The sequence below is a fragment of the Enterobacter huaxiensis genome (assembly GCF_003594935.2).
GTDB lineage: Bacteria > Pseudomonadota > Gammaproteobacteria > Enterobacterales > Enterobacteriaceae > Enterobacter > Enterobacter huaxiensis.
Genome location: NZ_CP043342.1, coordinates 3,217,161 through 3,238,858, shown reverse-complemented (window position 1 = coordinate 3,238,858; position 21,698 = coordinate 3,217,161). Strand labels below are relative to the sequence as shown.

Below are 21,698 nucleotides of genomic sequence, written 5' to 3'. Positions count from 1 at the left end.
AGAACTCGTTAAGGTCAAAATAGTCTTTGTGGCTTGCCCAGACCACTCCTGATAGTCATGCGAAAGAAACCGTCCCCCTGGGAGGGTTTCTTTTTATCTGCTTACTTTCAGTGCTCAGGCGCAGCAGCGATCGTTCCAGGTGTCACGGTAAATGATATTCCCCTCCGTGTACTTCCAGGAGATTGCTTCATAACGCAATTCGAGCGTTTCAAGATGGGTGCTGCTCATCCCGTTGGGGGTCAGGAAGGGTGCCACTGTCGTGAACTTAACGTTTTCCATCACGATATTGAAATATTCGGCCTCGATCCCAGACCCCAGAATGCGGTACATCTTAATGATACCCTTCTTCATAACTCGCCCTTCGCAGACAGCACGGTAAAGAAGTGGGGTAGTCTGATCAAACTCTTTAACTATCGTAATCGGGCGATGGACGCGCGTCCCGGTGAGTTTGCCCCAGCTTGGATCAACCGGAATGGTTACGCCGTGGGAGAACGATTTTAGCTCTATGGAGCCAGGACGCATGGGCATCATGCAGCTACCGACAATTGGCGAACCGTTCTCGTCTTCTAGCCATAGGTGTGCGGGAGTAGACATGTAATTTCCTTATGAGTAAGCGTAACGTATTGATATTCCTCAATGCCATATCCAGTAAGCCAGTCCCAGTGTTACCAGGTAAAACAGGAGGATGAATCCCTGACTAACCTCAGGGAAGTAAACGTCAAGGACATGGCCAAAAATGAACGTGAGGATGATCGGGACATAGGTCCAGAAGAAGAACTGAGCCTGAGATTTGAACCAGCGTCTTAGAAAGCCCATCAGCGTCTACCCATTAGCTTCAGGATGGTGTCTGCAACACCATAAGGGCTTTGGCCATCAGTCCACTGTTGGGTTAGCACCCCCGCGCGCGCAAACGTAGGCTCCACCAGGAAATACATCATCTCCAACTCTCGCAGGTATAACGCTTGATAGTAAGCGGGGTGCATCACTTGCAGGCGGTGAGCGCTGTCAGCAGCCTTTTGTAAAACCCCATATAACCCCAGCCCGCCAATAGCCGCGCCCGTTAATCCTGAAACGATCTTTAACCCTGAAGGTGGACGTGTCACATAGAGGCAAACGGTCGATGCGACGCCTGCAGAGAATGAATACGAGGTTAGCGTGCTGGTGGATATGTAAACGTTAGCGCGCATTAGAGCATGTTGTATCGCTGATAAATCTGCCGGAGAATAATCTTTAACCAGTTCCTCAACGTACGTGTTGATTAGGTCAAAGACGATGTTCCAGCGAGAAACGAGATGGAATATGCCTTTTCGGAAGCGAGCGTCCTCCAGGTTTTGTCTGGTGCACACATCATAATATTCATCAGTAAAGCAGGAGGTGTAGTACAGCAGGCGTTGGGCACCGGCACCTATATTACTCAGTTGGCCCTTTACCTCTTCGCCTACATCACGTACCGCCCGGTCCAGCTTCATTGCCAATATCTTTTGGCTCTGAAGCTGGCGGATGATCTCTTCAGAATGGTACATGCTTATTGGCCTCGCACTTCAGCTCAATCGAGCGAACCTTTGCTGTATTCCCTAAGTCCGGCACGAGGCGTTCAAATGCCATTACTGCGTGTGAAAACTTCATTTCTGTTCCCTCCTTAGCATGTTTCTATCCGCTCCAGAGTATTTCCGTCACTAGTATGGAAGTTCAAAGCAGATCATGTTTACGACAAGGAGGGGGTTTTTAAGATTATGACCTGATATTTTTTAACCTAAATACACTCTGTCTGGCGTTCGAGGTGAAAAAAGAGGAGTTCGATATTGAATGACTCGTTCCAAAAGCCGAGAGGAATGCAGGAAGAATTAGCTTACTGATACTGACCCGCCGCTGGCGGTTTTTTTGTTACCTGTTACAGCCACATAAAAAGTTCTGCTGCGACTATGTCGCTATGCATGGGAAAGTGGTGATGTAAGTGATTGATTTAATGGATGGTAAAATTCAGGCAACAAAAAACCCATCAACCTTGAACCAAAACGGCGGGGTTGATGGGCTCCACAAAATGGGGACATCAAAGAAAAGCAGTGGCAATAGTTATGACTGCCCCCTAAGAAAAAAGTTCTGCGCATAACGAAAATTTTTTGTGTCATGCGCAAACTTGAGAGTTATCCGAGTCCGGGCCAGATGATAATGATCAGCGTACCCGCCAGGGTCAGCAGTACGTTGGCGATAGCATAGGTGCCCGCATACCCCAGCGCCGGAATGTTGCTGCGCGCGGTATCGCTGATGATTTCCATTGCAGGCGCGCACGTACGCGCGCCCATCATGGCCCCGAAGAGCAGGGCGCGGTTCATGCGCAGCACGTAAGCGCCGAACAGGAAACAAATCACAACCGGTACCAGGCTGACGATAAGTCCGGAAACCAACATCTGCCAGCCGACGGCACCCAGGCTGTGGCCGATGCCGCTACCGGCGCTTAAGCCCACGCCCGCCATAAAGACCATCAGACCGAACTCTTTTACCATGTTCAGCGCGCCCTGCGGGATATAGCCGAAGGTCGGGTGGTTCGCACGAAGGAAGCCCAGCATGATCCCGGCGAACAGCAGCCCGGCGGCATTGCCGATGCCGAAGCTAAAGTTGCTGAACTGGAAGGTGATCATCCCGATCATCAGGCCGACGATAAAGAAGGCGCAGAAGGCCAGCAGGTCGGTGACCTGGCTGTGAATAGAGATAAAGCCGATGCGGTCGGCCACGGTTTTCACGCGTCGCGCATCGCCGCTCACCTGCAGCACGTCGCCTTTGTTGAGCACGACGTTATCGTCGATCGGCATCTCAATCTGGCTGCGGATCACGCGGTTCAGGAAACAGCCGTGATCGGTCAGCTTCAGCTGCGCCAGACGGCGGCCGACGGCGTTATGGTTTTTCACCACGATCTCTTCGGTGACGATACGCATGTCGAGCAGATCGCGGTCGAACACCTCTTTGCCGTTACGGAAGCTGGGGTCGAGACGGGCGTGAGCGTCAGGATAACCCACCAGCGCGATGTCATCGCCCATCTGCAGCACCGCGTCGCCGTCAGGGTTGGCCAGAATGCCGTTGCGGCGAATACGCTCGATGTAGCACCCGGTCTGACGATAAATACCCAGCTCGCGCAGGTTTTTACCGTCCGCCCAGGCCACCAGCTCTGGACCAACGCGGTAGGCGCGGATCACCGGAAGATAGACTTTACGTTTTGAGTCAGTGTCCAGACCGCGCTCGCGGGCAATCGTCTGGGCGCTGGTCTGCAGATCCTGATGCTGAAGTTTTGGCAGGTAACGCGCGCCAACAATCAGGCTCACCAGACCGATGAGGTAGGTCAGGGCATAGCCCAGGCTCAGGTGGTCGAGTGCGGTAGAGAGCTGTGAACCGGCCATGCCGGAATGGCGCAGCGTATCGCCTGCGCCTACCAGGACCGGCGTGGAGGTCATGGCACCCGCCAGCATACCGGCCGTTAACCCGATATCCCAGCCAAACAGTTTACCCAGCCCTAACGCAATGAGCAGAGCGCTGCCGACCATCACCAGCGCCAGCATCAGATAATTTTTGCCGTCGCGGAAGAAAATTGAAAAAAAGTTCGGCCCAGCTTCCACGCCCACACAGAAAATAAACAGCATAAAACCTAAGTTGAGCGCGTCCGTGTTAATGCTGAAATGCTGCTGACCTAATAATAAAGAGACGACTAAAACGCCAATGGAATTACCAAGTTGAACTGACCCCAGGCGCAATTTACCCAGGCAAAGGCCCAACGCCAGTACCACAAATAATAACAGGATGTAATTCCCATTTAACAAGTCTGCGACGTTTATATTCACGGAGGCTAACTTCTTGTTTACCAGTAAGTTGTTGAATGAATAGATTATTTGGGCTACTGTTTTTCAGGTCAGGGAACGTCTTCAACACTCTCTGCGTCCTAATAAATTCTCTTAAACATTAGCCGGCGGTTAGTTTAATCGTATTAGCTACCGACAGCTACCTATTATCGCGTCACCGTGTGCGTGCTTTGGCAAGGATTGCCGAAATGCTTTATCTGACTGGGCGTCCAGCGGACGAATGTGTATTTGATAGAGATGAAGTCAGGAGGATAGTGTGAACATTAAGCGAAACTGGGCTGGCGTCGTCAGCTGTTTTTTGCTGTTTACTGTCGTGTGTATGTCGCTCGCTTTTAATGTTAAAGGCGCGTTCAGGGCGTCCGGTCATGCAGAGCTGGGTCTGCTCTTTTTCATTCTGCCCGGTGCGGCCGCAAGCTTTCTCTCCCGTAAAGGGGAGGTGGTGAAGCCGCTGCTGGGGGCGATGCTTGCTGCACCACTCTGTCTGCTGATGATGCGTTTGATGTATGTCCCGTCGAGAAGCGTCTGGCAGGAGCTGGCGTGGTTGCTGAGCGGGGTATTCTGGTGCGCGCTGGGGGCGCTATGCTTCCTGTTTGTGCGCAGCCTGCTGAACAGGCGCAAACGGCACAAATAAAAACGCCCTCAGGGTGAGGGCGCTCTGGCATTACTGAGCCGCAAACAGGCCCAGATTTTCTTTGGCGTAGGCTTCGAAATCAGTGCAGCCGCCAATGTGTTTCTGATCGAGGAAGATCTGCGGGACGGTTTCAACCGGTTTACCCACGGTTTTTTCCAGATCCGCTTTGCTGATGCCTTCCGCATGGATGTCCACGTAACGGAAGTTGAAATCATCACGCTCTTCGGTCAGTTTCTCTGCCAGTTCTTTAGCGCGCACACAGTAAGGGCATCCTGGACGACCAAAAATGACTGCAAACATTTCTCTCTCCTCAAAAAACAAGCCTGACGGCGAATAACGCGTAGTGTGCACGATAACCTGCCGTCATGGAAAGAAGGTTTCACCTGTCACTTTGATACAGTCAGGCTATGTTTCGCCAATTACACGCCCTGCATCTTTGCCTATACTGGCTGCCATACCGCGTAAAGACTGACTAAGAGAGAACATATGACGCCAACCATTGACCTGCTCCGCTCCCACCGCTCCATTCGCCATTTCACCGGAGAGCCCATTACGCAGGCCCAGCGTGAAGCGATTATCGACAGCGCGAGAGGGACCTCCAGCTCCAGCTTCCTGCAGTGCAGTTCCATTATCCGCATTACCGATCCGGCAATGCGTGAACAGCTGGTGACGCTGACGGGCGGGCAGAAGCACGTTGCTCAGGCCGCCGAATTCTGGGTGTTCTGCGCTGACTTTAACCGCCATCTGCAGATCTGCCCTGAGGCCGAGCTTGGCCTGGCCGAACAGCTGCTACTGGGCGTGGTGGATACCGCGCTGATGGCGCAAAACGCCTTTACGGCAGCGGAGTCGCTGGGGCTTGGTGGCGTCTACATCGGTGGGCTGCGCAACAACATCGAAAGCGTGACCGAGCTGCTGAAGCTGCCAAAACACGTCCTGCCGCTGTTCGGCCTGTGCCTCGGCTGGCCGGCGGATAACCCGGATCTTAAGCCGCGCATACCCGCCGCGATGCTGGTGCATGAAAATCACTATCAGCCGGTTGACCAGGACGTTCTCAACCAATACGACGAAGAGCTGGCAAACTACTACCTGACGCGCGACAGCAACAACCGTCGCGATACCTGGACCGACCATATCCGTCGCACCATCATCAAAGAAAACCGCCCGTTTATTCTCGACTATCTGCACAAACAGGGCTGGGCGACGCGATAGTTCATTCTGTATGATACGCAGGCTTTTCCCATGTTTTTAGAGAGGTGCAGGGTGAAAATTGCCATATTGTCCCGGGACGGAACGCTCTATTCATGTAAACGCCTGCGAGAAGCGGCGGCGAAACGCGGGCATCAGATTGAGATCCTCGATCCGATGTCCTGCTATATGAACATCGACCCTGCGGCGTCGTCGATTCATTACAAGGGCCGCAGGTTGCCGCATTTCGATGCGGTGATCCCCCGCATTGGTTCGCAGATTACCTACTACGGCACGGCGGCATTACGTCAGTTCGAAATGCTGGGAAGCTATCCTCTCAATGAGTCCGTCGCCATCTCCCGCGCCCGGGATAAGCTGCGCTCGCTGCAGCTGCTTGCGCGACAGGGGATTGACCTGCCCGTTACCGGTATTGCCCATTCCCCCGACGACACCAGCGATCTCATCGAGATGGTGGGCGGCGCGCCGTTGGTTATCAAGCTGGTGGAAGGCACCCAGGGCATTGGCGTCGTGCTGGCGGAAACGCGCCAGGCGGCTGAGAGCGTGATTGACGCTTTTCGCGGCCTCAATGCTCATATTCTGGTGCAGGAGTACATTGAAGAGGCCAGGGGATGCGATATCCGCTGCTTCGTGGTGGGCGATGAAGTGGTTGCCGCCATTGAGCGCCAGGCGAAAGAGGGCGATTTCCGCTCCAATCTCCACCGGGGCGGCGTCGCGCGCATTGCCACTATCAGCGAACGCGAGCGTGAGATTGCGGTGAAAGCGGCGCAGACGCTAGGTCTGGATGTGGCAGGCGTGGATTTGCTGCGCGCCACCCGCGGCCCGCTGGTGATGGAGGTCAACGCCTCGCCGGGGCTGGAGGGCGTGGAAAAAACCACGGGCGTCGATATTGCAGGTAAAATGATCGCATGGATCGAACGTCATGCAACGCCGGGATTCTGCCTGAAAACGGGCGGTTGAATGGATTACAACGTACTTTTTGCGTACCCTATGGGAAGTTTTTATTAAAGAGGCTGCACAGCGATGGATTTACAGGTCGTCCCTACACTGGATACGTTACGACAATGGCTTGATGATGCCGGTATCACCTTCTTTGAATGCGATTCCTGCCAGGCGCTGCATCTGCCTCACATGCAAAATTTCGACGGTATTTTTGATGCCAAAGTCGATTTGATTAACGACGTCATCCTCTTCTCTGCCCTGGCCGAGGTGAAGCCCTCCGCGCTGCTGGCGCTGGCATCGGATCTGTCGGCCATTAACGCCAGTTCTTTGACCGTGAAGGCATTTCTCGATATACAGGATGATAATCTGCCGAAACTGGTGGTTTGCCAGTCTTTACTCTCCGGCGCCGGGCTCTCCTTTCAGCAGTTTTCCTCGTTTATGCGCCTGAGCGAAGAGCAAATTTCTATGGTGATGATGGAAGCCAATGCGCATCATCTGCTGTACAGCACGGAAGATGATGCAGAGAATAATGATGCATCTCCCAATTTTCTTCACTAATCCTGTCTGACTTTTGCGCAGTCGCTGCCACGGCGGCTGCTTAACACCAGTTTTTCTGCTGCATTTAACCTTTTCTTAAAGAATATTTCACCTCCTCCAGTGCCATTTCGGCTTATCACGTAGACTTAACCTGCATAAAAAATTGATAAAAGGCGTTTTTTCGTCTGGGCTATAGCCGGAGACACGGGCTACAGTTATTCTTGCGGTGCTTACAAAAGCGAGCGGATCCTGCCGGGAAAAGCGGTTTATTTTTATTTCAGGCAGAGCGACAAACTATGCATGATTATTGCATATGTTCAGATTGCACAGTTTTAGTTCGTTTGTTAACGAGCTTTCAGAAGGAATAACGATATGATCGCCTTGAATAAAAAATGGTTATCGGGTCTGGTTGCGGGTGCTCTGATGGCCGTCTCTGCCGGCACGCTCGCTGCGGAACAAAAAACGCTGCACGTCTATAACTGGTCTGACTATATTGCGCCGGACACGGTGGCGAATTTCGAAAAAGAGACCGGGATTAAAGTGGTCTATGACGTGTTCGATTCCAACGAAGTGCTGGAAGGCAAGCTGATGGCCGGCAGCACCGGTTTTGACCTCGTGGTTCCGTCTGCCAGCTTCCTTGAGCGTCAGCTGACCGCGGGCGTCTTCCAGCCGCTGGACAAGAGCAAGTTACCGAACTGGAAAAATCTCGATCCGGAGGTGCTGAAGCTGGTGGCTAAGCACGACCCGGACAACAAATACGCGATGCCTTACCTGTGGGCGACTACCGGTATCGGCTTTAACGTCGACAAAGTGAAAGCGGCGCTGGGCCCGGACGTTAAGCTGGACAGCTGGGATGTGGTGCTGAAGCCGGAAAACCTTGCGAAGCTGAAAAGCTGCGGCGTCTCTTTCCTCGATGCGCCGGAAGAGGTTTTCGCCACCGTGCTTAACTACCTGGGCAAAGATCCGAACAGCAGCAAGGCCGACGACTACACCGGCCCGGCAACCGATCTGCTGCTGAAGCTGCGTCCAAACATTCGCTACTTCCACTCCTCGCAGTACATTAACGACCTGGCCAACGGCGACATCTGCGTGGCTATCGGCTGGGCGGGCGACGTCTGGCAGGCGGCTAACCGTGCGAAAGAGGCCAAAAACGGCGTGAACGTTTCTTACTTCATTCCGAAAGAGGGGGCGCTGGCCTTCTTTGACGTCTTCGCGATGCCTGCTGATGCGAAAAACAAAGACGAAGCCTATCAGTTTCTTAACTACCTGATGCGTCCGGACGTGATTGCCCACATCAGCGACCACGTTTACTACGCCAACGGCAATAAGGCGTCCGTGCCGCTGGTGAGCGAAGAGATCCGCAATAACCCGGCTATCTATCCGCCTGCAGATGTGTTTGCCAAGCTGTTCACCCTGAAGGTTCAGGATCCAAAAATTGACCGCGTGCGTACCCGCGCGTGGACCAGGGTGAAAAGCGGTAAGTAAGTTAACGTGAGTCGTAGGCCGGGCAAGCGTTAGCGCTCCCGGCAACAGGCGCACCTTACTGGTGCGCCTGCACCATGATTTGATCTCTACCGGAGAACACCCCGTGAATGACGCGATCCCCCGCCCGCAGGCGAAAGTCCGTAAAGCGCTGACCCCGCTGCTTGAAATTCGTAACCTCACCAAATCTTTCGACGGCCAGCATGCCGTGGACGACGTCAGCCTGACGATCTATAAAGGCGAAATATTTGCGCTGTTGGGCGCATCCGGCTGTGGCAAATCCACCCTGCTGCGCATGCTGGCGGGCTTTGAACAGCCTACAGCCGGGCAAATTGTGCTGGACGGCGTCGATCTCTCCAGCGTGCCGCCGTATCAGCGTCCGATTAACATGATGTTCCAGTCCTACGCGCTGTTCCCGCACATGACGGTGGAGCAGAACATCGCCTTTGGCCTGAAGCAGGACAAGCTGCCGAAAGCGGAAATCGCCGCGCGCGTGGCGGAGATGCTCAGCCTGGTGCATATGCAGGAGTTCGCGAAGCGTAAGCCGCACCAGCTCTCCGGCGGCCAGCGTCAGCGCGTGGCGCTGGCGCGCAGTCTGGCAAAACGCCCAAAGCTGCTGCTGCTCGACGAACCGATGGGCGCGCTGGATAAAAAACTGCGCGACCGCATGCAGCTGGAGGTGGTGGACATCCTTGAGCGCGTGGGGGCGACCTGCGTGATGGTCACGCACGATCAGGAAGAGGCCATGACCATGGCCGGGCGCATTGCGATCATGAATCGCGGTAAGTTCGTGCAGATTGGCGAGCCGGAAGAGATTTACGAGCATCCGACCACCCGCTACAGCGCGGAGTTTATCGGTTCGGTGAACGTCTTCGAAGGGCTGCTGAAAGACCGCCAGGAAGACGGGCTGGTGATTGAATCTCCGGGGCTGGTTCACCCGCTGAAGGTCGACTCGGATAACTCCGTCGTAGACAACGTGCCGGTTTACGTTGCCCTGCGCCCGGAAAAAATCATGCTCTGCGATGAGCCGCCCGCCGACGGCTACAACTTTGCCGTCGGGGAGGTAGTGCACATTGCCTATCTGGGCGATCTCTCTATCTATCACGTGCGTCTGAAAAGCGGGCAGATGCTCAGCGCCCAGCTGCAGAATGAACATCGCTATCGCAAGGGACAGCCGACCTGGGGCGACGAAGTGCGCCTGTGCTGGGACGCCGACAGCTGCGTCGTACTGACGGTATAAGGAGCGGACCATGAGTACACTTGAACCTCCAGCCCGCGTTAAAAAGCCGGGCGGTTTTGCGCACTGGCTGGCGCGAATGCAGATGGCGCACGGCCGCAAGCTGGTCATCGCCACGCCGTATATCTGGCTGATCCTGCTGTTCCTGCTGCCGTTCCTGATCGTCTTTAAGATAAGCCTGGCGGAGATGGCGCGGGCGATCCCACCCTATACCAACCTGCTGGACTGGGCCGACGGGCAGCTGACGCTCACCCTTAATCTGGGCAACTTCCTGCAGCTCACCGACGATCCGCTCTATTTCGAAGCCTATTTGCAGTCACTGCAGGTGGCGGCGATCTCGACGATCTGCTGCCTGCTGATGGGCTATCCGCTCGCGTGGGCGGTGGCACACAGCAAGCCATCGACGCGCAATATTCTCCTGCTGCTGGTGATACTGCCCTCGTGGACCTCGTTCCTGATCCGCGTTTACGCGTGGATGGGGATCCTGAAAAACAACGGCATACTGAATAACGTTCTGATGTGGCTGGGGGTTATCGACCAGCCGCTGACCATTCTGCACACCAACCTTGCGGTCTATATCGGCATTGTTTATGCCTACCTGCCGTTTATGGTGCTGCCGATCTACACGGCGCTGACGCGCATCGACTACTCGCTGGTGGAAGCCTCGCTGGATCTTGGCGCCCGCCCGCTGAAGACCTTCTTTAGCGTCATTGTGCCGCTGACCAAAGGCGGGATTATCGCCGGGTCGATGCTGGTCTTTATCCCGGCAGTGGGGGAGTTTGTGATCCCGGAACTGCTCGGCGGCCCGGACAGCATCATGATTGGCCGCGTGCTGTGGCAGGAGTTCTTTAATAACCGCGACTGGCCGGTAGCCTCGGCGGTAGCGATCGTCATGCTCCTGCTGCTGATCGTGCCGATCATGTGGTTCCACAAGCATCAGCAGAAACAGATGGGAGACCACGGATGAACAACTTACCGGTAGTGCGCTCCCCGTGGCGAATTCTGATCCTGGTGCTTGGCTTTACCTTCCTGTACGCGCCCATGCTGATGCTGGTCATTTACTCGTTCAACAGTTCTAAGCTGGTGACGGTCTGGGCGGGCTGGTCAACGCGCTGGTACCGGGAGCTGTTCCACGACGATGCGATGATGAGCGCGGTGGGCTTAAGCCTGACGATTGCCGCGCTGGCGGCGACAATGGCCTGCATCCTGGGCACCATCGCCGCGCTGGTGATGGTGCGCTTCGGTCGTTTTCGCGGCTCAACCGGTTTTGCCTTTATGATCACCGCCCCGCTGGTTATGCCGGACGTGATCACCGGCCTGTCGCTGCTGCTGCTGTTCGTGGCGCTGGCGCACGCCATCGGCTGGCCGGCGGACCGCGGCATGTTGACCATCTGGCTGGCGCACGTGACGTTCTGTACGGCCTACGTCGCGGTGGTGATCTCCTCGCGCCTGCGCGAGCTGGACCGCTCCATTGAAGAGGCGGCGATGGATCTCGGCGCGACGCCGCTGAAGGTCTTCTTCATCATCACGCTGCCGATGATTATGCCGGCGGTGATCTCCGGCTGGCTGCTGGCGTTCACGCTCTCGCTTGACGATCTGGTTATTGCCAGCTTCGTCTCGGGGCCGGGCGCGACGACGCTGCCGATGCTGGTCTTCTCCAGCGTGCGCATGGGGGTGAACCCGGAGATCAACGCCCTGGCCTCCATCATCCTTGGCGTAGTCGGAATTGTCGGATTTATCGCCTGGTATTTGATGGCGCGCGCGGAAAAACAGCGCGTGCGTGATATCCAGCGTGCAAGACGCGGCTGAAGCATTTAAAATTTCCAGTGAAGTGCCGCGCATGACGCGGCACTGTTTTTCAGGGAAGTAAAACATTGGGATTCTTTCAAAAAACACGTCATACGCACGCTCGTCCGAACGTTCCTGCGCTGGTGCAGGTGGCGGCGCTCGCCATTATTATGATCCGCTGTCTTGACGTGCTGATGATCCTCAACACGCTGGGGGCGCGCGGCATCGGTGAGTTTATTCATCGCAGCGTTCAAACGTGGAACCTGACGCTGGTCTTTATGAGCAGCCTGGTGCTGGTGTTTATCGAGATTTACTGCGCATTCTCGCTGGTGAAAGGGCGAAACTGGGCGCGCTGGGTCTACCTGCTGACGCAGGTGACGGCCGCCAGCTATCTGTGGGCCGCCTCGCTGGGCTACGGCTACCCGGAGCTGTTCAGCATTCCCGGCGGTTCAAAACGCGAGATTTTCCATTCGCTGGTGATGCAGAAGCTGCCGGATATTCTGGTGTTATTCCTGCTCTACGCGCCCGCGTCGAGCAGGCGGTTCTTCCGCCTGCAATAATGTGTATAATCGCAGCCCTCGTAATCCTTAAGGTTTTCATATGCAGTGCGCACTCTATGACGCCGGTCGCTGCCGCTCCTGTCAGTGGATAGAGCAGCCGGTCTCTCAACAACTCACCGCCAAAATGACCGACCTGCAGCAGCTGCTGGCTGAATACGCGGTGGGCGAATGGTGCGCACCCGTGAGCGGCCCGGAGCAGGGCTTTCGTAATAAAGCCAAAATGGTGGTCAGCGGCAGCGTTGAAAAACCGCTCCTCGGCATGCTGCACCGCGACGGCACGCCGGAAGATTTAATCGACTGTCCGCTCTATCCTGCGTCCTTTGAGCCGGTCTTTGGCGCGCTTAAGCCGTTCATCGCCCGCGCGGGGTTAACGCCCTATAACGTCGACCGCAGGCGCGGAGAGCTGAAATACCTGTTGCTGACGGAAAGCCAGATCGACGGCGGCATGATGCTGCGCTTCGTACTGCGCTCGGAAGCCAAGCTGGAGCAGCTGCGCGCGGCGCTGCCGTGGCTGCAGGAACAGCTGCCGCAGCTTAAGGTCATCACGGCAAACATCCAGCCTGTGCATATGGCGATCATGGAAGGGGAGAAAGAAATTTTCTTCACCGAACAGCATGCCCTGGCAGAAGCGTTTAACGGCGTGCCGCTGTGGATCCGCCCGCAAAGCTTCTTCCAGACCAACCCGACCGTGGCAAGCAGCCTGTACGCCACCGCGCGGGACTGGGTACGCGCGTTGAATATCAGCCACATGTGGGATCTGTTCTGCGGCGTGGGCGGTTTTGGCCTGCACTGCGCCACGCCGGACATGCGCCTGACCGGGATTGAGATCTCCGCCGAGGCTATTGCCTGCGCGAAACAGTCTGCCGCCGAGCTGGGATTAACGAATCTGCACTTCCAGGCGCTGGACTCCACGCAGTTCGCCACCGGGCAGGGTGACGTGCCGGAGCTGGTGCTGGTCAACCCCCCGCGTCGCGGCATTGGCAAAGCGCTGTGCGACTACCTGAGCCAGATGGCACCGGACACCATTGTCTATTCCAGCTGCAACGCACAAACCATGGCGAAGGATATCGCCAGCCTGCCGGGCTACCGCATTGAACGCGTTCAGCTTTTCGATATGTTCCCGCATACCGCGCATTATGAAGTGCTGACGTTGTTAACCCGTAGGCCGGGTAAGGCGTAGCCGCCACCCGGCGAACCCTGCACAATGTTCAACAAAATGTGAACTTTTCCCCCGCTCGAAATCAGGTAAGCTTACGTCATAAGACATGAATAAGGCTTACCCATGAAGCAGATCCTGCTGGTGGAAGACGACCACGATATCGCGGCGCTTCTGCGACTCAATTTAGAAGACGAAGGCTACAGTATTACCCACGAACCCGACGGGGCGAAGGCCTTACAGCGCCTGGAAGCTCAGCCGTGGGACGCGGTAATCCTCGATCTGATGCTGCCCAACGTTGACGGGCTGGAAATTTGCCGCCGCATTCGCCAGATGACGCGCTACCTGCCGGTAATTATCATCAGCGCCCGCAGCAGCGAAACCGACCGCATCACCGGGCTGGAAACCGGCGCCGATGACTACCTCGCCAAGCCGTTCTCGGTGCAGGAGCTGATCGCGCGCATCAAGGCGCTGTTCCGCCGCCAGCAGGCGATGGGGCAGGCGCAAACCTCCGGGATGATTCAGGCGCATGGCCTGACCATCGATCCCCTTGCCCGCGCGGTACGCCTTAACGGCCAGGACGTCGATCTCACCCCGCGCGAATTCGAACTGCTGTACTTCTTCGCCCGCCATCCCGGCGAGGTCTTCTCTCGTCTGGCCCTGCTGGAGCAGGTGTGGGGGTATCAGCACGAGGGCTACGAGCACACCGTCAACACCCACATTAACCGCCTGCGCATCAAGATTGAAAAAGATGCCGCAGAGCCGGAGATTATTCGCACCGTCTGGGGCAAAGGCTATAAGTTTGCGGAGCCACATCATGATGCGTCGCTTTAGCCTTAGCCAGCGGCTGACGCTGCTGTTTATCCTGCTGATGATGCTCTGCGCCACCGTTGCCTGCGCGGTACAGCTCTACACCAGCATGCAGTACGGTAACGCGATGGTGCAGCGCCTGTCCGGGGGGCTGGCGCAGCAGATTGTCCAGCGCGAGCCGATTCTGGACGCCCAGGGCAGGGTCGATCGCAGCGCGCTTAAGCCGCTGTTCGATCGGCTGATGACCTTTAATCCGAGCGTTGAGCTGTACGTCGTTTCTCCGGACGGCGAAATCCTTGCCGATGCCGCGCCGCCGGGACATATCCAGCGGCAAAAGATCGACCTCGCGCCGGTGCAGGCCTTCCTGAGCGGCACCGCCATACCGATACTGGGCGACGATCCGCGCAGTCAGAATAAAAAGGTCTTCAGCGCCACGCCGCTGCGGGTTGACGGCGAGCTAAGGGGCTATTTATACATTATTCTGCAGGGGGAAGAGTCCAATGCGCTCGCGGAGATGGCCTGGCACAAGGCGCTCTGGAGCACCGTGCTGTGGTCTTTGCTGTGGGTCGCGCTGTTTGGCCTGCTGGCAGGATTGCTGATCTGGTACTGGGTGACGCGCCCGGTGAAACACCTGACGGTGGAGGTTGCCGGGCTGGAACAGGACAGCATGAGCGCCATTAAACGGCTGGCAGACGAGCCGCTGGAGCCTGCCGTCAATGACGAAGTGGCCATCCTGCGCAACAGTTTTATCGAGCTGGCGCGCAAAATCACCTCGCAGTGGGATCAGCTTTCCGACAGCGACCGCCAGCGCCGGGAGTTTATCGCCAACATTTCACACGACCTGCGCACGCCGCTGACCTCGCTGCTGGGGTATCTCGAAACCCTGTCGCTGAAATCCGCCACGCTCACGCCGCAGGAGCATCAGCAGTATCTCGCTACCGCGCTGCGTCAGGGGCAAAAGGTGCGGCACCTGTCGCAGCAGCTCTTTGAGCTGGCGCGTCTTGAGCACGGCGGCATTAAGCCGCAGCGCGAGCGTTTCGCGATGGGCGAGCTGATTTCCGACGTGGCGCAAAAATTTGAGCTCACCGCCCGCACCCGCGAGCTGAACCTGCATATTGATGTCCCCGGGCCGCTGCCGCTGGTAAACGCCGATGTGTCGATGATTGAACGCGTGGTGACGAACCTGCTGGATAACGCGATACGGCATACGCCAGCGGGCGGAGAGATTCGTCTGGCGGTGTGGCAGGAAAATGAACAGATGCAGGTTGAGGTGGCCGACAGCGGAACAGGGGTAGAGGCGACGCTGCGCGACGATCTTTTCCAGCGGCCATCGGCGCTGAATACCCAGGCATCGCGGGAAAATCGCGGCGGGTTGGGGCTGTTAATCGTGAAACGGATGCTGGAGCTGCACGGCGGGGGGATTCGGCTAATGGATTCGGTGAGCGGGGCGCGGTTCAGATTCTTTGTGCCGCTGTGAGAGAGTGCCGGGTGGCGCTGCGCTTACCCGGCCTACAACTCCCCCCGTAGGCCGGGTAAGGCGCAGCCGTCACCCGGCAAAAACCATTACTGCGGGAACCACTGCTCGCTAATTTTCTGATACGTACCGTCAGCTTTAATCGCCTTCAGCGCGCCGTTCAGTTTTTCCAGCAGGGCTTTGTTATCCGGACGCACCGCGATACCCAGGCCCGTGCCGAAGTACTGCGGGTCAGTCACCTTCTCGGTCGCGGTCCCCAGCTGCGGGTTGGTCTTCAGCCACTCGTTCACCACGGCGGTGTCGCCAAACACGCCGTCGATACGGCCATTTTTCAGGTCGATAATCGCGTTCTGGTAGCTGTCATAGGCCACGGTTTTCACTTCAGGATGTTTGTCCTGCAGGTATTTCTGGTGCGTGGTGCCGTTTTCCATCCCGATGCGTTTGCCTTTCAGCTGGTCAAAGGCGGTGTAGGCGCCTTTCTTCGCAATCACGACCGCAGAGTTCGCGTAGTACGGATCGGTAAAGGAAACCTGCTTGCTACGCTCAGGCGTGATGTCCATACCGGAAATTACCGCGTCGTATTTTTTGAATTTGAGCGACGGGATCAGGCTGTCAAACGCGTGGTTGGTAAAAGTACAGTCGGCCTGCATCTGTTTACACAGGGCTTTCGCCAGGTCGATATCAAAACCGACGATCTGGTTGCTGGCATCCAGCGATTCAAACGGCGGATAGGTGGCCGAAACGCCGAAATTGATTTTGTCTGCGGCGGATGCGCCAGCGGCGAAGGTTGCCAGTAATGCGGCCAGAACTAACTTTTTCATTGTCATACTCCCGTCTGTAGGTCTTATGAATAAACAATGCCAGTTATTGAATTTATATGCAATATAAATGATTAAGTATTGTGTCGATAGCAAAAAAAAACGGATAACCAAAAGGTTACCCGCAAGGAATATTCACATTTATGCACGCTGTAGGTCGGGTAAGGCGCCGCCGCCACCCGACTAGTTTCTACGCTCAAACGCCAGCGCTTTGCGCTCTATCAGACGCATCATCAGCGTCAGCAGACCGTTGACCACCAGATACACCAGACCCGCCGCGCCAAACACCATGACGTCGTAAGTGCGTCCGTAGAGCAGCTGCCCGTGGCCCATCACTTCCATCAGGGTGATGGTGTAGGCCAGAGAGGTACTCTTGAACACCAGCACCACCTCGTTGGAATACGAGGAGAGCGCGCGCTTAAAGGCGTAAGGCAGCAGAATCGCCAGCGTGTCTTTCTTGCTCATGCCGAGCGCCCCGCAGGACTGCCATTGCCCTTCCGGGATGGCGCGGATCGCACCAAAGAACAGCTGGGTGGTGTAGGCCGCACTGTTCAGGGAGAGCGCGATCAGGGCGCACAGCCACGGCTCTGAGAGCAGGTGCCAGATAACCGGATACTCCTGCAGCGACGGGAACTGGCCCGGGCCGTAGTAAATCAGGAAGATCTGCACCAGCAGCGGCGTGCCGGTAAAGAGGGTGATGTAGGCGCGCACAATCCACACCAGCACCGGCGTTTTCAGCGTCAGGATGATGGTGAAGATCAGGGCCAGGATCAGCGCCACAACGATGGACGCCACGGTCAGCGTCAGGCTGGTGTGCAGCCCTTTCATCAGCTCGGGTAAATAGTCAAGCATCAGCCCGGTCTCCGTTCAAAACGCGTTGCGCGCAGGTCGATGCGTTTGAGGATGTACTGACTCAGCAACGTGATCACCAGGTAGATAGCCGCCGCCACGATGTACCAGGTAAACGGCTCCTGGGTACGGGTGGCGATACTTTTGGTCTGTAGCATTAAATCGTTCACGCTGATCAGGCTCACCAGCGCGGTGTCTTTCAGCAGCACCAGCCACTGGTTGCCCAGCCCCGGCAGCGCGTGACGCCACATCTGCGGCATCACCAGGCGGAAGAAGATGGCCGCTTTCGACATGCCGAGCGCCTGGCCGGATTCCCACTGCCCCTGCGGAACGGCCTTCAGCGCGCCGCGCAGGGTCTGCGAGGCGTAGGCTGAATAGAGCAGGGAGAGGGCTATCACGCCGCACAGGAACGGGCTGACGTCGAAGTTTTCAATCTGCATCTGCACCGGGATCTGCGCAAACCCGAGATTAATCGTGAAGCCGTCCGACAGCGTCAGCAGCAGCTGCGAAGAGCCGAAATAGATAAACAGGACCACCAGAATTTCCGGCAGCCCACGCAGCACGGTCACCAGCGCGGAGCCTGTCCAGGCGACGGGGAACCATTTAGCCGATTCCCACACCGCAAAGAACATCGCCAGCACGAGGCCGATAATCAGTGCACAAACGGCAAGGCCGACGGTCATACCGGCGGCGCTTGCTAAAGGAAAAATTTCATTCATCAGGAATTACTTCTGGAACCATTTTTGGTAGATGGTTTCGTAGGTGCCGTCTTTCTTCACTTTTTCCAGCGCAGCGTTAAATTTCTGCTGCAGCTCGGTGTTGTCCTGACGCACGGCGATACCCAGACCCGTACCGAAATACGCTTTATCGGTCACTTTGTCGCCCACGGGCGCCAGCTTGTCGTTCGCTTTCAGCCATTCAGTCACCACCGCGGTATCACCAAATACGCCGTCGATACGGCCGTTCTGCAGATCCAGCTTCGCATTCTGGTAGCTGTCATACGGAACGGTAGTGATTTCCGGGTGTTTATCCATGATGAACTTCTGGTGCGTGGTGCCGTTCTGCACGCCCACCTTTTTGCCTTTCAGCTGATCGATAGAGGTGAATTTGCCTTTCTGACCGATGAACAGGGCGGAGTTGTCGTAGTAAGGAGTAGAGAACAGCACCTGCTTTTCACGCTCAGGGGTGATGTCCATACCGGCCATCACGGCGTCAATACGGCGGAACTTCAGGCTTGGGATCAGGCTGTCGAACGCCTGGTTGCTGAAGGTACAGGTTGCGTCGATCTCTTTACACAGGGCGTTCGCCAGGTCTACGTCGAAGCCAACAATCTTGTTGTTGGCATCGATGGATTCAAACGGAGGATAAGACGCTTCAGTGGCGAAACGAATGGTCTGGGCTGCGGTAGCGGAAAGGCTGACGCTAGCAAGCAGCGCGGCAATCAATACTTTTTTCATTATCATTTTCCCTAACACATCAGTGAGATAAGTAATTTTTAAAGGCATCGGTTTGCGGGTTGGTGAAGCAGCTCGCGTCCCCTTGTTCAACGATATACCCGTTTTCCATGTAGACCACGCGGCTGGCGGTTTTGCGCGCCACTTCCACCTCGTGGGTCACGATGACCTGGGTAATGTTGGTTTCCGCCAGCTCGCGAATGATGCTCACGATCTGGGCGGTGATTTCCGGATCCAGCGCCGCGGTTGGCTCGTCAAACAGCAGCACCGCAGGCTCCATCATCAGCGCGCGGGCAATCGCTACGCGCTGCTGCTGGCCGCCGGAAAGATGTAAAGGATAGCGGTCGCTGTACGGCTTAAGGCGCAGACGTTCCAGCAATTTTTCGGCGCGCGCCATCGCCTGGTCCTTGCTTAAACCGAGCACGCGACACGGCGCTTCAATCAGGTTTTGCAGGACGGTCAGGTGCGGCCAGAGATTATATTGTTGAAACACCATGCCGACATTTTGACGCAGTTCACGAATCGCTTTATCAGAAGGGGTTTTCGCAAAATCAAAATGGTTACCGGCAATCGCCAGCGTTCCCGAGCGGGGCATTTCAAGCAGGTTAAGGACACGCAGAAGGGAGCTTTTGCCTGCGCCGCTTGGGCCAAGCAAAACCAGCGTTTCGCCCTCTGGGCAGTTCAGCGTGATGTCGAACAGCGCCTGGTGTGCGCCGTAGAAGCAGTTAATGCCGTTTAGTTTAATACTCATCGGGGCAGTCTTTACTCATCCAGGCAATCTATAGCAATTGAGGCCGCAGATAGTACCGTTGACAGAATAGTTATGCAATATTTCTGCGTTAAAAGTTAAATATAACCCGCGTTTCCTCTTAAACATAGCACAAAATAGCGAAGGCTAATGTCGGCGAGAATAAATGTCGGCATTCCGTCAGAAATGCCGGACATTTTACGGGGTTAACATTTATTTAACGGATGAGTTAACGGTTCTCGATCGACTGGCGCAGCGTGCCTGCCGGGGCATGAACGCTGCCGCCGATGTAGCGAACGTCGTCAATCGCCCAGCACTGGCCTTCGCGGATCATCAGCACTTCATCCTGCCAGGACTGGGTGCCCTGAGTCAGCTTCACGCGCAGCGGGATATTTCGCGCATCGGTGTTTGGGATGGTTGACGCGCTCGCGACCTTGGCGCCGTCGGGCAGCGTTGCGCGGCTGGAGAACGGATCGGATTTAAGCAGCGCGTTATGCTGCGGATCGCGGGCCGCATCGTTCAGCAGCTTAGCCAGACCGTCGCTCAGATAAGGGCGCAGGGCGGTGATGTCATTACCGCGATGTTGAATGCGATAATCATAGAACTGTTGCGCCACGGTATCCGGGCCGCCGTCAATGCACGGGCCGCTGCGTGTACCGATATCCTTAAAGGCTGGCGTTACCGGGGTGGTGCACGCGCTGAGCACCAGCGCGCAAGGCACTAAAAGCGTTAAAGCAGAGTAGCGCATGTTGATTTCCTTATTTATTAACTATCCTTTCAATCATAGCGTAACGAACCGATAATGCTGCGGGTAAGGCATTGAACGCTAAAGAAGGAGAGAAAGTATGCAGTTTTCAACCACCCCAACCCTGGAAGGGCAACCCATTACCGAGTACTGCGGCGTCGTGACCGGCGAAGCTATACTGGGCGCCAACATTTTCCGCGACTTTTTTGCCGGAATTCGCGACATCGTCGGCGGGCGCTCTGGCGCGTATGAAAAAGAGCTGCGTAAGGCGCGCGAAATTGCCTTTAAAGAGCTGGGCGATCAGGCTAAAGCGCTGGGCGCAGATGCCGTTGTGGGCATCGATATCGACTACGAAACCGTCGGTAAAGACGCCAGTATGCTGATGGTGAGCGTAAGCGGCACGGCGGTGAAAACCCGTCGATGAAGCGTTCGTTTTCAACACTCCTGCTGGCACTGCTGCTGGCAGGGTGCGCCACGGAAAAGGGCATTGTTGATAAAGATGCCTACGAGCTGGATACCCGCCACCAGGCGCAGGCGGCGTACCCGCGTATCAAGGTGCTGGTGATCCACTATACCGCCGATGATTTTGACAGCTCGCTGGCAACCCTGACGGACAAAAACGTCAGCTCCCACTATTTAATCCCCGCAATTCCGCCGAAACCGGATGGCAAACCGCGCATCTGGCAGCTGGTGCCGGAGAGCGAGCTGGCGTGGCACGCCGGGATCAGCTTCTGGCGCGGCACCAACCGTATCAATGATACGTCTGTTGGCATTGAGCTGGAAAACCGCGGCTGGCAGAAAACGGCGGGCGTAAAACGCTTCACCCCGTTCGAACCGGCACAGATTGCGGCGCTGGTTCCGCTGGCAAAAGACATTATCGCCCGCTACGACATCAAACCGCAGAACGTGGTGGCCCACTCGGATATTGCCCCGCAGCGTAAGGACGATCCCGGCCCGCTGTTCCCCTGGCGCGAACTGGCGCAACAGGGGATAGGCGCATGGCCCGATCCGGCTCGCGTTGCATTCTATCTTGGAGGACGTCCGCCTTATGAGGAAGTTGACCGCGCTGCGTTGCTCGATCTGCTGGTGCGTTATGGCTATGAAGTGCCGGACAACGCGACGGAGCAACAGCAAAAAAGAGTGATTACCGCCTTTCAGATGCATTTCCGTCCGGCCTTATGGAACGGTGACGCTGACAGAGAAACAATGGCTGTCGCCGAAGCGCTTTTAGAGAAATACGGGCAGGGGTGATCCTTCGGATACCCCCGAATGAGTATATTTTTCGTGTTTTGCTTGAGATTAATCTTAAGTACAAACACAATTCATTTTTAGTTAATTGACTTAAAATTATCCGCATTTAAGATAGACGTATAGCTTGCTAATCAATCAGGCAAGAAAATAACTTTAAACCGTGAT

Annotated in this window: 24 protein-coding genes; 14 read left to right on the top strand and 10 right to left on the bottom strand. The window is 56.1% G+C overall.

The genetic code is table 11. The annotated features are described in order from the left end of the window. Positions 1–114: 114 nt before the first annotated feature. From D5067_RS15495 to D5067_RS15485, 3 genes are all read right to left on the bottom strand, one after another. On the bottom strand, positions 115–594 hold the full coding sequence (locus tag D5067_RS15495; protein WP_119934930.1) for an Hcp family type VI secretion system effector: 480 nt from the start codon (positions 592–594) through the stop codon (positions 115–117). Positions 595–815: 221 nt separating this feature from the next. Further along, positions 816–1,523, bottom strand: a complete 708-nt coding sequence (locus tag D5067_RS15490) for a hypothetical protein (RefSeq protein WP_119934928.1) — start codon at positions 1,521–1,523, stop codon at positions 816–818. Positions 1,524–2,144: 621 nt separating this feature from the next. Next, positions 2,145–3,830 carry an aspartate:alanine antiporter gene (locus D5067_RS15485; RefSeq protein ID WP_119934927.1) on the bottom strand — a complete coding sequence of 562 codons (1,686 nt, stop codon included), beginning with the start codon at positions 3,828–3,830 and terminating at the stop codon, positions 2,145–2,147. Between the two features lie 274 nt (positions 3,831–4,104). Between D5067_RS15485 and D5067_RS15480 the strand changes: the two genes are divergently transcribed. Then, positions 4,105–4,479 (top strand): inner membrane protein YbjM, encoded by a 375-nt coding sequence (locus D5067_RS15480; RefSeq protein ID WP_119934926.1) that lies wholly within the window; start codon positions 4,105–4,107, stop codon positions 4,477–4,479. A gap of 30 nt (positions 4,480–4,509) precedes the next feature. Here the strand turns inward: D5067_RS15480 and D5067_RS15475 are convergent, their stop codons facing one another. After that, positions 4,510–4,779 (bottom strand): GrxA family glutaredoxin, encoded by a 270-nt coding sequence (locus tag D5067_RS15475; RefSeq protein WP_014069504.1) that lies wholly within the window; start codon positions 4,777–4,779, stop codon positions 4,510–4,512. A gap of 186 nt (positions 4,780–4,965) precedes the next feature. Here D5067_RS15475 and nfsA point away from each other — a divergent pair, with 186 nt between their 5' ends. The 11 genes from nfsA to D5067_RS15420 all read left to right on the top strand — a co-directional run bounded on the left by nfsA (position 4,966) and on the right by D5067_RS15420 (position 15,671). Next, positions 4,966–5,688 (top strand): nitroreductase NfsA, encoded by a 723-nt coding sequence (gene nfsA, locus D5067_RS15470; RefSeq protein ID WP_119934925.1) that lies wholly within the window; start codon positions 4,966–4,968, stop codon positions 5,686–5,688. A gap of 51 nt (positions 5,689–5,739) precedes the next feature. Beyond that, positions 5,740–6,642: a 30S ribosomal protein S6--L-glutamate ligase gene (gene rimK / locus D5067_RS15465; protein WP_119934924.1), complete on the top strand. Its 903-nt coding sequence runs from the start codon at positions 5,740–5,742 to the stop codon at positions 6,640–6,642. A 63-nt stretch (positions 6,643–6,705) separates the two neighbouring features. After that, entirely contained in the window at positions 6,706–7,182 is a 477-nt protein-coding gene (locus D5067_RS15460; RefSeq protein ID WP_119934923.1) for a YbjN domain-containing protein, read from the top strand. Between the two features lie 351 nt (positions 7,183–7,533). Further along, complete coding sequence (gene potF / locus D5067_RS15455; protein WP_119934922.1) at positions 7,534–8,646, top strand: spermidine/putrescine ABC transporter substrate-binding protein PotF; 1,113 nt, start codon at positions 7,534–7,536, stop codon at positions 8,644–8,646. 103 nt (positions 8,647–8,749) lie between these two features. Then, the gene (potG, locus tag D5067_RS15450) at positions 8,750–9,883 is read left to right on the top strand and encodes a putrescine ABC transporter ATP-binding subunit PotG (RefSeq protein ID WP_119934921.1); all 1,134 of its coding nucleotides are present in this window, start codon (positions 8,750–8,752) and stop codon (positions 9,881–9,883) included. A gap of 10 nt (positions 9,884–9,893) precedes the next feature. Beyond that, entirely contained in the window at positions 9,894–10,847 is a 954-nt protein-coding gene (gene potH, locus D5067_RS15445) for a putrescine ABC transporter permease PotH (RefSeq protein ID WP_119934920.1), read from the top strand. Beyond that, complete coding sequence (gene potI, locus D5067_RS15440; protein WP_119934919.1) at positions 10,844–11,689, top strand: putrescine ABC transporter permease PotI; 846 nt, start codon at positions 10,844–10,846, stop codon at positions 11,687–11,689. Before potH ends, potI begins: the two co-directional genes overlap by 4 nt. A gap of 65 nt (positions 11,690–11,754) precedes the next feature. After that, positions 11,755–12,228 carry a YbjO family protein gene (locus tag D5067_RS15435; protein ID WP_119934918.1) on the top strand — a complete coding sequence of 158 codons (474 nt, stop codon included), beginning with the start codon at positions 11,755–11,757 and terminating at the stop codon, positions 12,226–12,228. Between the two features lie 40 nt (positions 12,229–12,268). Next, positions 12,269–13,408, top strand: a complete 1,140-nt coding sequence (rlmC, locus tag D5067_RS15430) for a 23S rRNA (uracil(747)-C(5))-methyltransferase RlmC (RefSeq protein ID WP_119934917.1) — start codon at positions 12,269–12,271, stop codon at positions 13,406–13,408. A gap of 102 nt (positions 13,409–13,510) precedes the next feature. Next, positions 13,511–14,218: a response regulator transcription factor gene (locus D5067_RS15425; RefSeq protein WP_119934916.1), complete on the top strand. Its 708-nt coding sequence runs from the start codon at positions 13,511–13,513 to the stop codon at positions 14,216–14,218. Continuing rightward, positions 14,202–15,671 (top strand): sensor histidine kinase, encoded by a 1,470-nt coding sequence (locus tag D5067_RS15420; RefSeq protein ID WP_119934915.1) that lies wholly within the window; start codon positions 14,202–14,204, stop codon positions 15,669–15,671. The genes D5067_RS15425 and D5067_RS15420 overlap by 17 nt, the downstream gene beginning before the upstream one ends. Before the next feature lie 86 nt (positions 15,672–15,757). On the opposite strand, the gene artJ is transcribed toward D5067_RS15420, so the two are convergent. The 6 genes from artJ to D5067_RS15390 form a co-directional block, all read right to left on the bottom strand. Beyond that, a complete protein-coding gene (artJ, locus tag D5067_RS15415) occupies positions 15,758–16,489 on the bottom strand; it encodes an arginine ABC transporter substrate-binding protein ArtJ (protein ID WP_058610355.1) in 732 nt (243 codons plus the stop codon). A gap of 180 nt (positions 16,490–16,669) precedes the next feature. Further along, the gene (gene artM / locus D5067_RS15410) at positions 16,670–17,338 is read right to left on the bottom strand and encodes an arginine ABC transporter permease ArtM (RefSeq protein WP_119934914.1); all 669 of its coding nucleotides are present in this window, start codon (positions 17,336–17,338) and stop codon (positions 16,670–16,672) included. After that, a complete protein-coding gene (artQ, locus tag D5067_RS15405) occupies positions 17,338–18,054 on the bottom strand; it encodes an arginine ABC transporter permease ArtQ (RefSeq protein ID WP_119934913.1) in 717 nt (238 codons plus the stop codon). Before artQ ends, artM begins: the two co-directional genes overlap by 1 nt. A gap of 6 nt (positions 18,055–18,060) precedes the next feature. Next, positions 18,061–18,792 carry an arginine ABC transporter substrate-binding protein ArtI gene (gene artI, locus D5067_RS15400; protein ID WP_119934912.1) on the bottom strand — a complete coding sequence of 244 codons (732 nt, stop codon included), beginning with the start codon at positions 18,790–18,792 and terminating at the stop codon, positions 18,061–18,063. A gap of 19 nt (positions 18,793–18,811) precedes the next feature. After that, entirely contained in the window at positions 18,812–19,540 is a 729-nt protein-coding gene (gene artP / locus D5067_RS15395) for an arginine ABC transporter ATP-binding protein ArtP (RefSeq protein ID WP_119934911.1), read from the bottom strand. A 226-nt stretch (positions 19,541–19,766) separates the two neighbouring features. Continuing rightward, entirely contained in the window at positions 19,767–20,285 is a 519-nt protein-coding gene (locus D5067_RS15390; protein WP_119934910.1) for a lipoprotein, read from the bottom strand. 97 nt (positions 20,286–20,382) lie between these two features. On the opposite strand from D5067_RS15390, the gene D5067_RS15385 reads away from it, so the two are divergent. Then, positions 20,383–20,706 carry a heavy metal-binding domain-containing protein gene (locus D5067_RS15385; protein WP_119934909.1) on the top strand — a complete coding sequence of 108 codons (324 nt, stop codon included), beginning with the start codon at positions 20,383–20,385 and terminating at the stop codon, positions 20,704–20,706. After that, positions 20,703–21,533 carry an N-acetylmuramoyl-L-alanine amidase gene (locus D5067_RS15380; RefSeq protein ID WP_119934908.1) on the top strand — a complete coding sequence of 277 codons (831 nt, stop codon included), beginning with the start codon at positions 20,703–20,705 and terminating at the stop codon, positions 21,531–21,533. The genes D5067_RS15385 and D5067_RS15380 overlap by 4 nt, the downstream gene beginning before the upstream one ends. Positions 21,534–21,698 lie beyond the last annotated feature (165 nt).

Coding starts and splice junctions, on each gene's coding strand:
- rlmC (WP_119934917.1), top strand. CDS start 12,269: ATGCAGTGCGCACTCTATGACGCCGGTCGCTGCCGCTCCTGTCAGTGG.
- potI (WP_119934919.1), top strand. CDS start 10,844: ATGAACAACTTACCGGTAGTGCGCTCCCCGTGGCGAATTCTGATCCTG.
- artP (WP_119934911.1), bottom strand. CDS start 19,540: ATGAGTATTAAACTAAACGGCATTAACTGCTTCTACGGCGCACACCAG.
- artQ (WP_119934913.1), bottom strand. CDS start 18,054: ATGAATGAAATTTTTCCTTTAGCAAGCGCCGCCGGTATGACCGTCGGC.
- D5067_RS15390 (WP_119934910.1), bottom strand. CDS start 20,285: ATGCGCTACTCTGCTTTAACGCTTTTAGTGCCTTGCGCGCTGGTGCTC.
- D5067_RS15385 (WP_119934909.1), top strand. CDS start 20,383: ATGCAGTTTTCAACCACCCCAACCCTGGAAGGGCAACCCATTACCGAG.
- D5067_RS15460 (WP_119934923.1), top strand. CDS start 6,706: ATGGATTTACAGGTCGTCCCTACACTGGATACGTTACGACAATGGCTT.
- D5067_RS15495 (WP_119934930.1), bottom strand. CDS start 594: ATGTCTACTCCCGCACACCTATGGCTAGAAGACGAGAACGGTTCGCCA.
- D5067_RS15425 (WP_119934916.1), top strand. CDS start 13,511: ATGAAGCAGATCCTGCTGGTGGAAGACGACCACGATATCGCGGCGCTT.
- artI (WP_119934912.1), bottom strand. CDS start 18,792: ATGAAAAAAGTATTGATTGCCGCGCTGCTTGCTAGCGTCAGCCTTTCC.
- artJ (WP_058610355.1), bottom strand. CDS start 16,489: ATGAAAAAGTTAGTTCTGGCCGCATTACTGGCAACCTTCGCCGCTGGC.
- artM (WP_119934914.1), bottom strand. CDS start 17,338: ATGCTTGACTATTTACCCGAGCTGATGAAAGGGCTGCACACCAGCCTG.
- D5067_RS15380 (WP_119934908.1), top strand. CDS start 20,703: ATGAAGCGTTCGTTTTCAACACTCCTGCTGGCACTGCTGCTGGCAGGG.
- D5067_RS15420 (WP_119934915.1), top strand. CDS start 14,202: ATGATGCGTCGCTTTAGCCTTAGCCAGCGGCTGACGCTGCTGTTTATC.
- potF (WP_119934922.1), top strand. CDS start 7,534: ATGATCGCCTTGAATAAAAAATGGTTATCGGGTCTGGTTGCGGGTGCT.
- potH (WP_119934920.1), top strand. CDS start 9,894: ATGAGTACACTTGAACCTCCAGCCCGCGTTAAAAAGCCGGGCGGTTTT.
- D5067_RS15490 (WP_119934928.1), bottom strand. CDS start 1,523: ATGTACCATTCTGAAGAGATCATCCGCCAGCTTCAGAGCCAAAAGATA.
- nfsA (WP_119934925.1), top strand. CDS start 4,966: ATGACGCCAACCATTGACCTGCTCCGCTCCCACCGCTCCATTCGCCAT.
- D5067_RS15475 (WP_014069504.1), bottom strand. CDS start 4,779: ATGTTTGCAGTCATTTTTGGTCGTCCAGGATGCCCTTACTGTGTGCGC.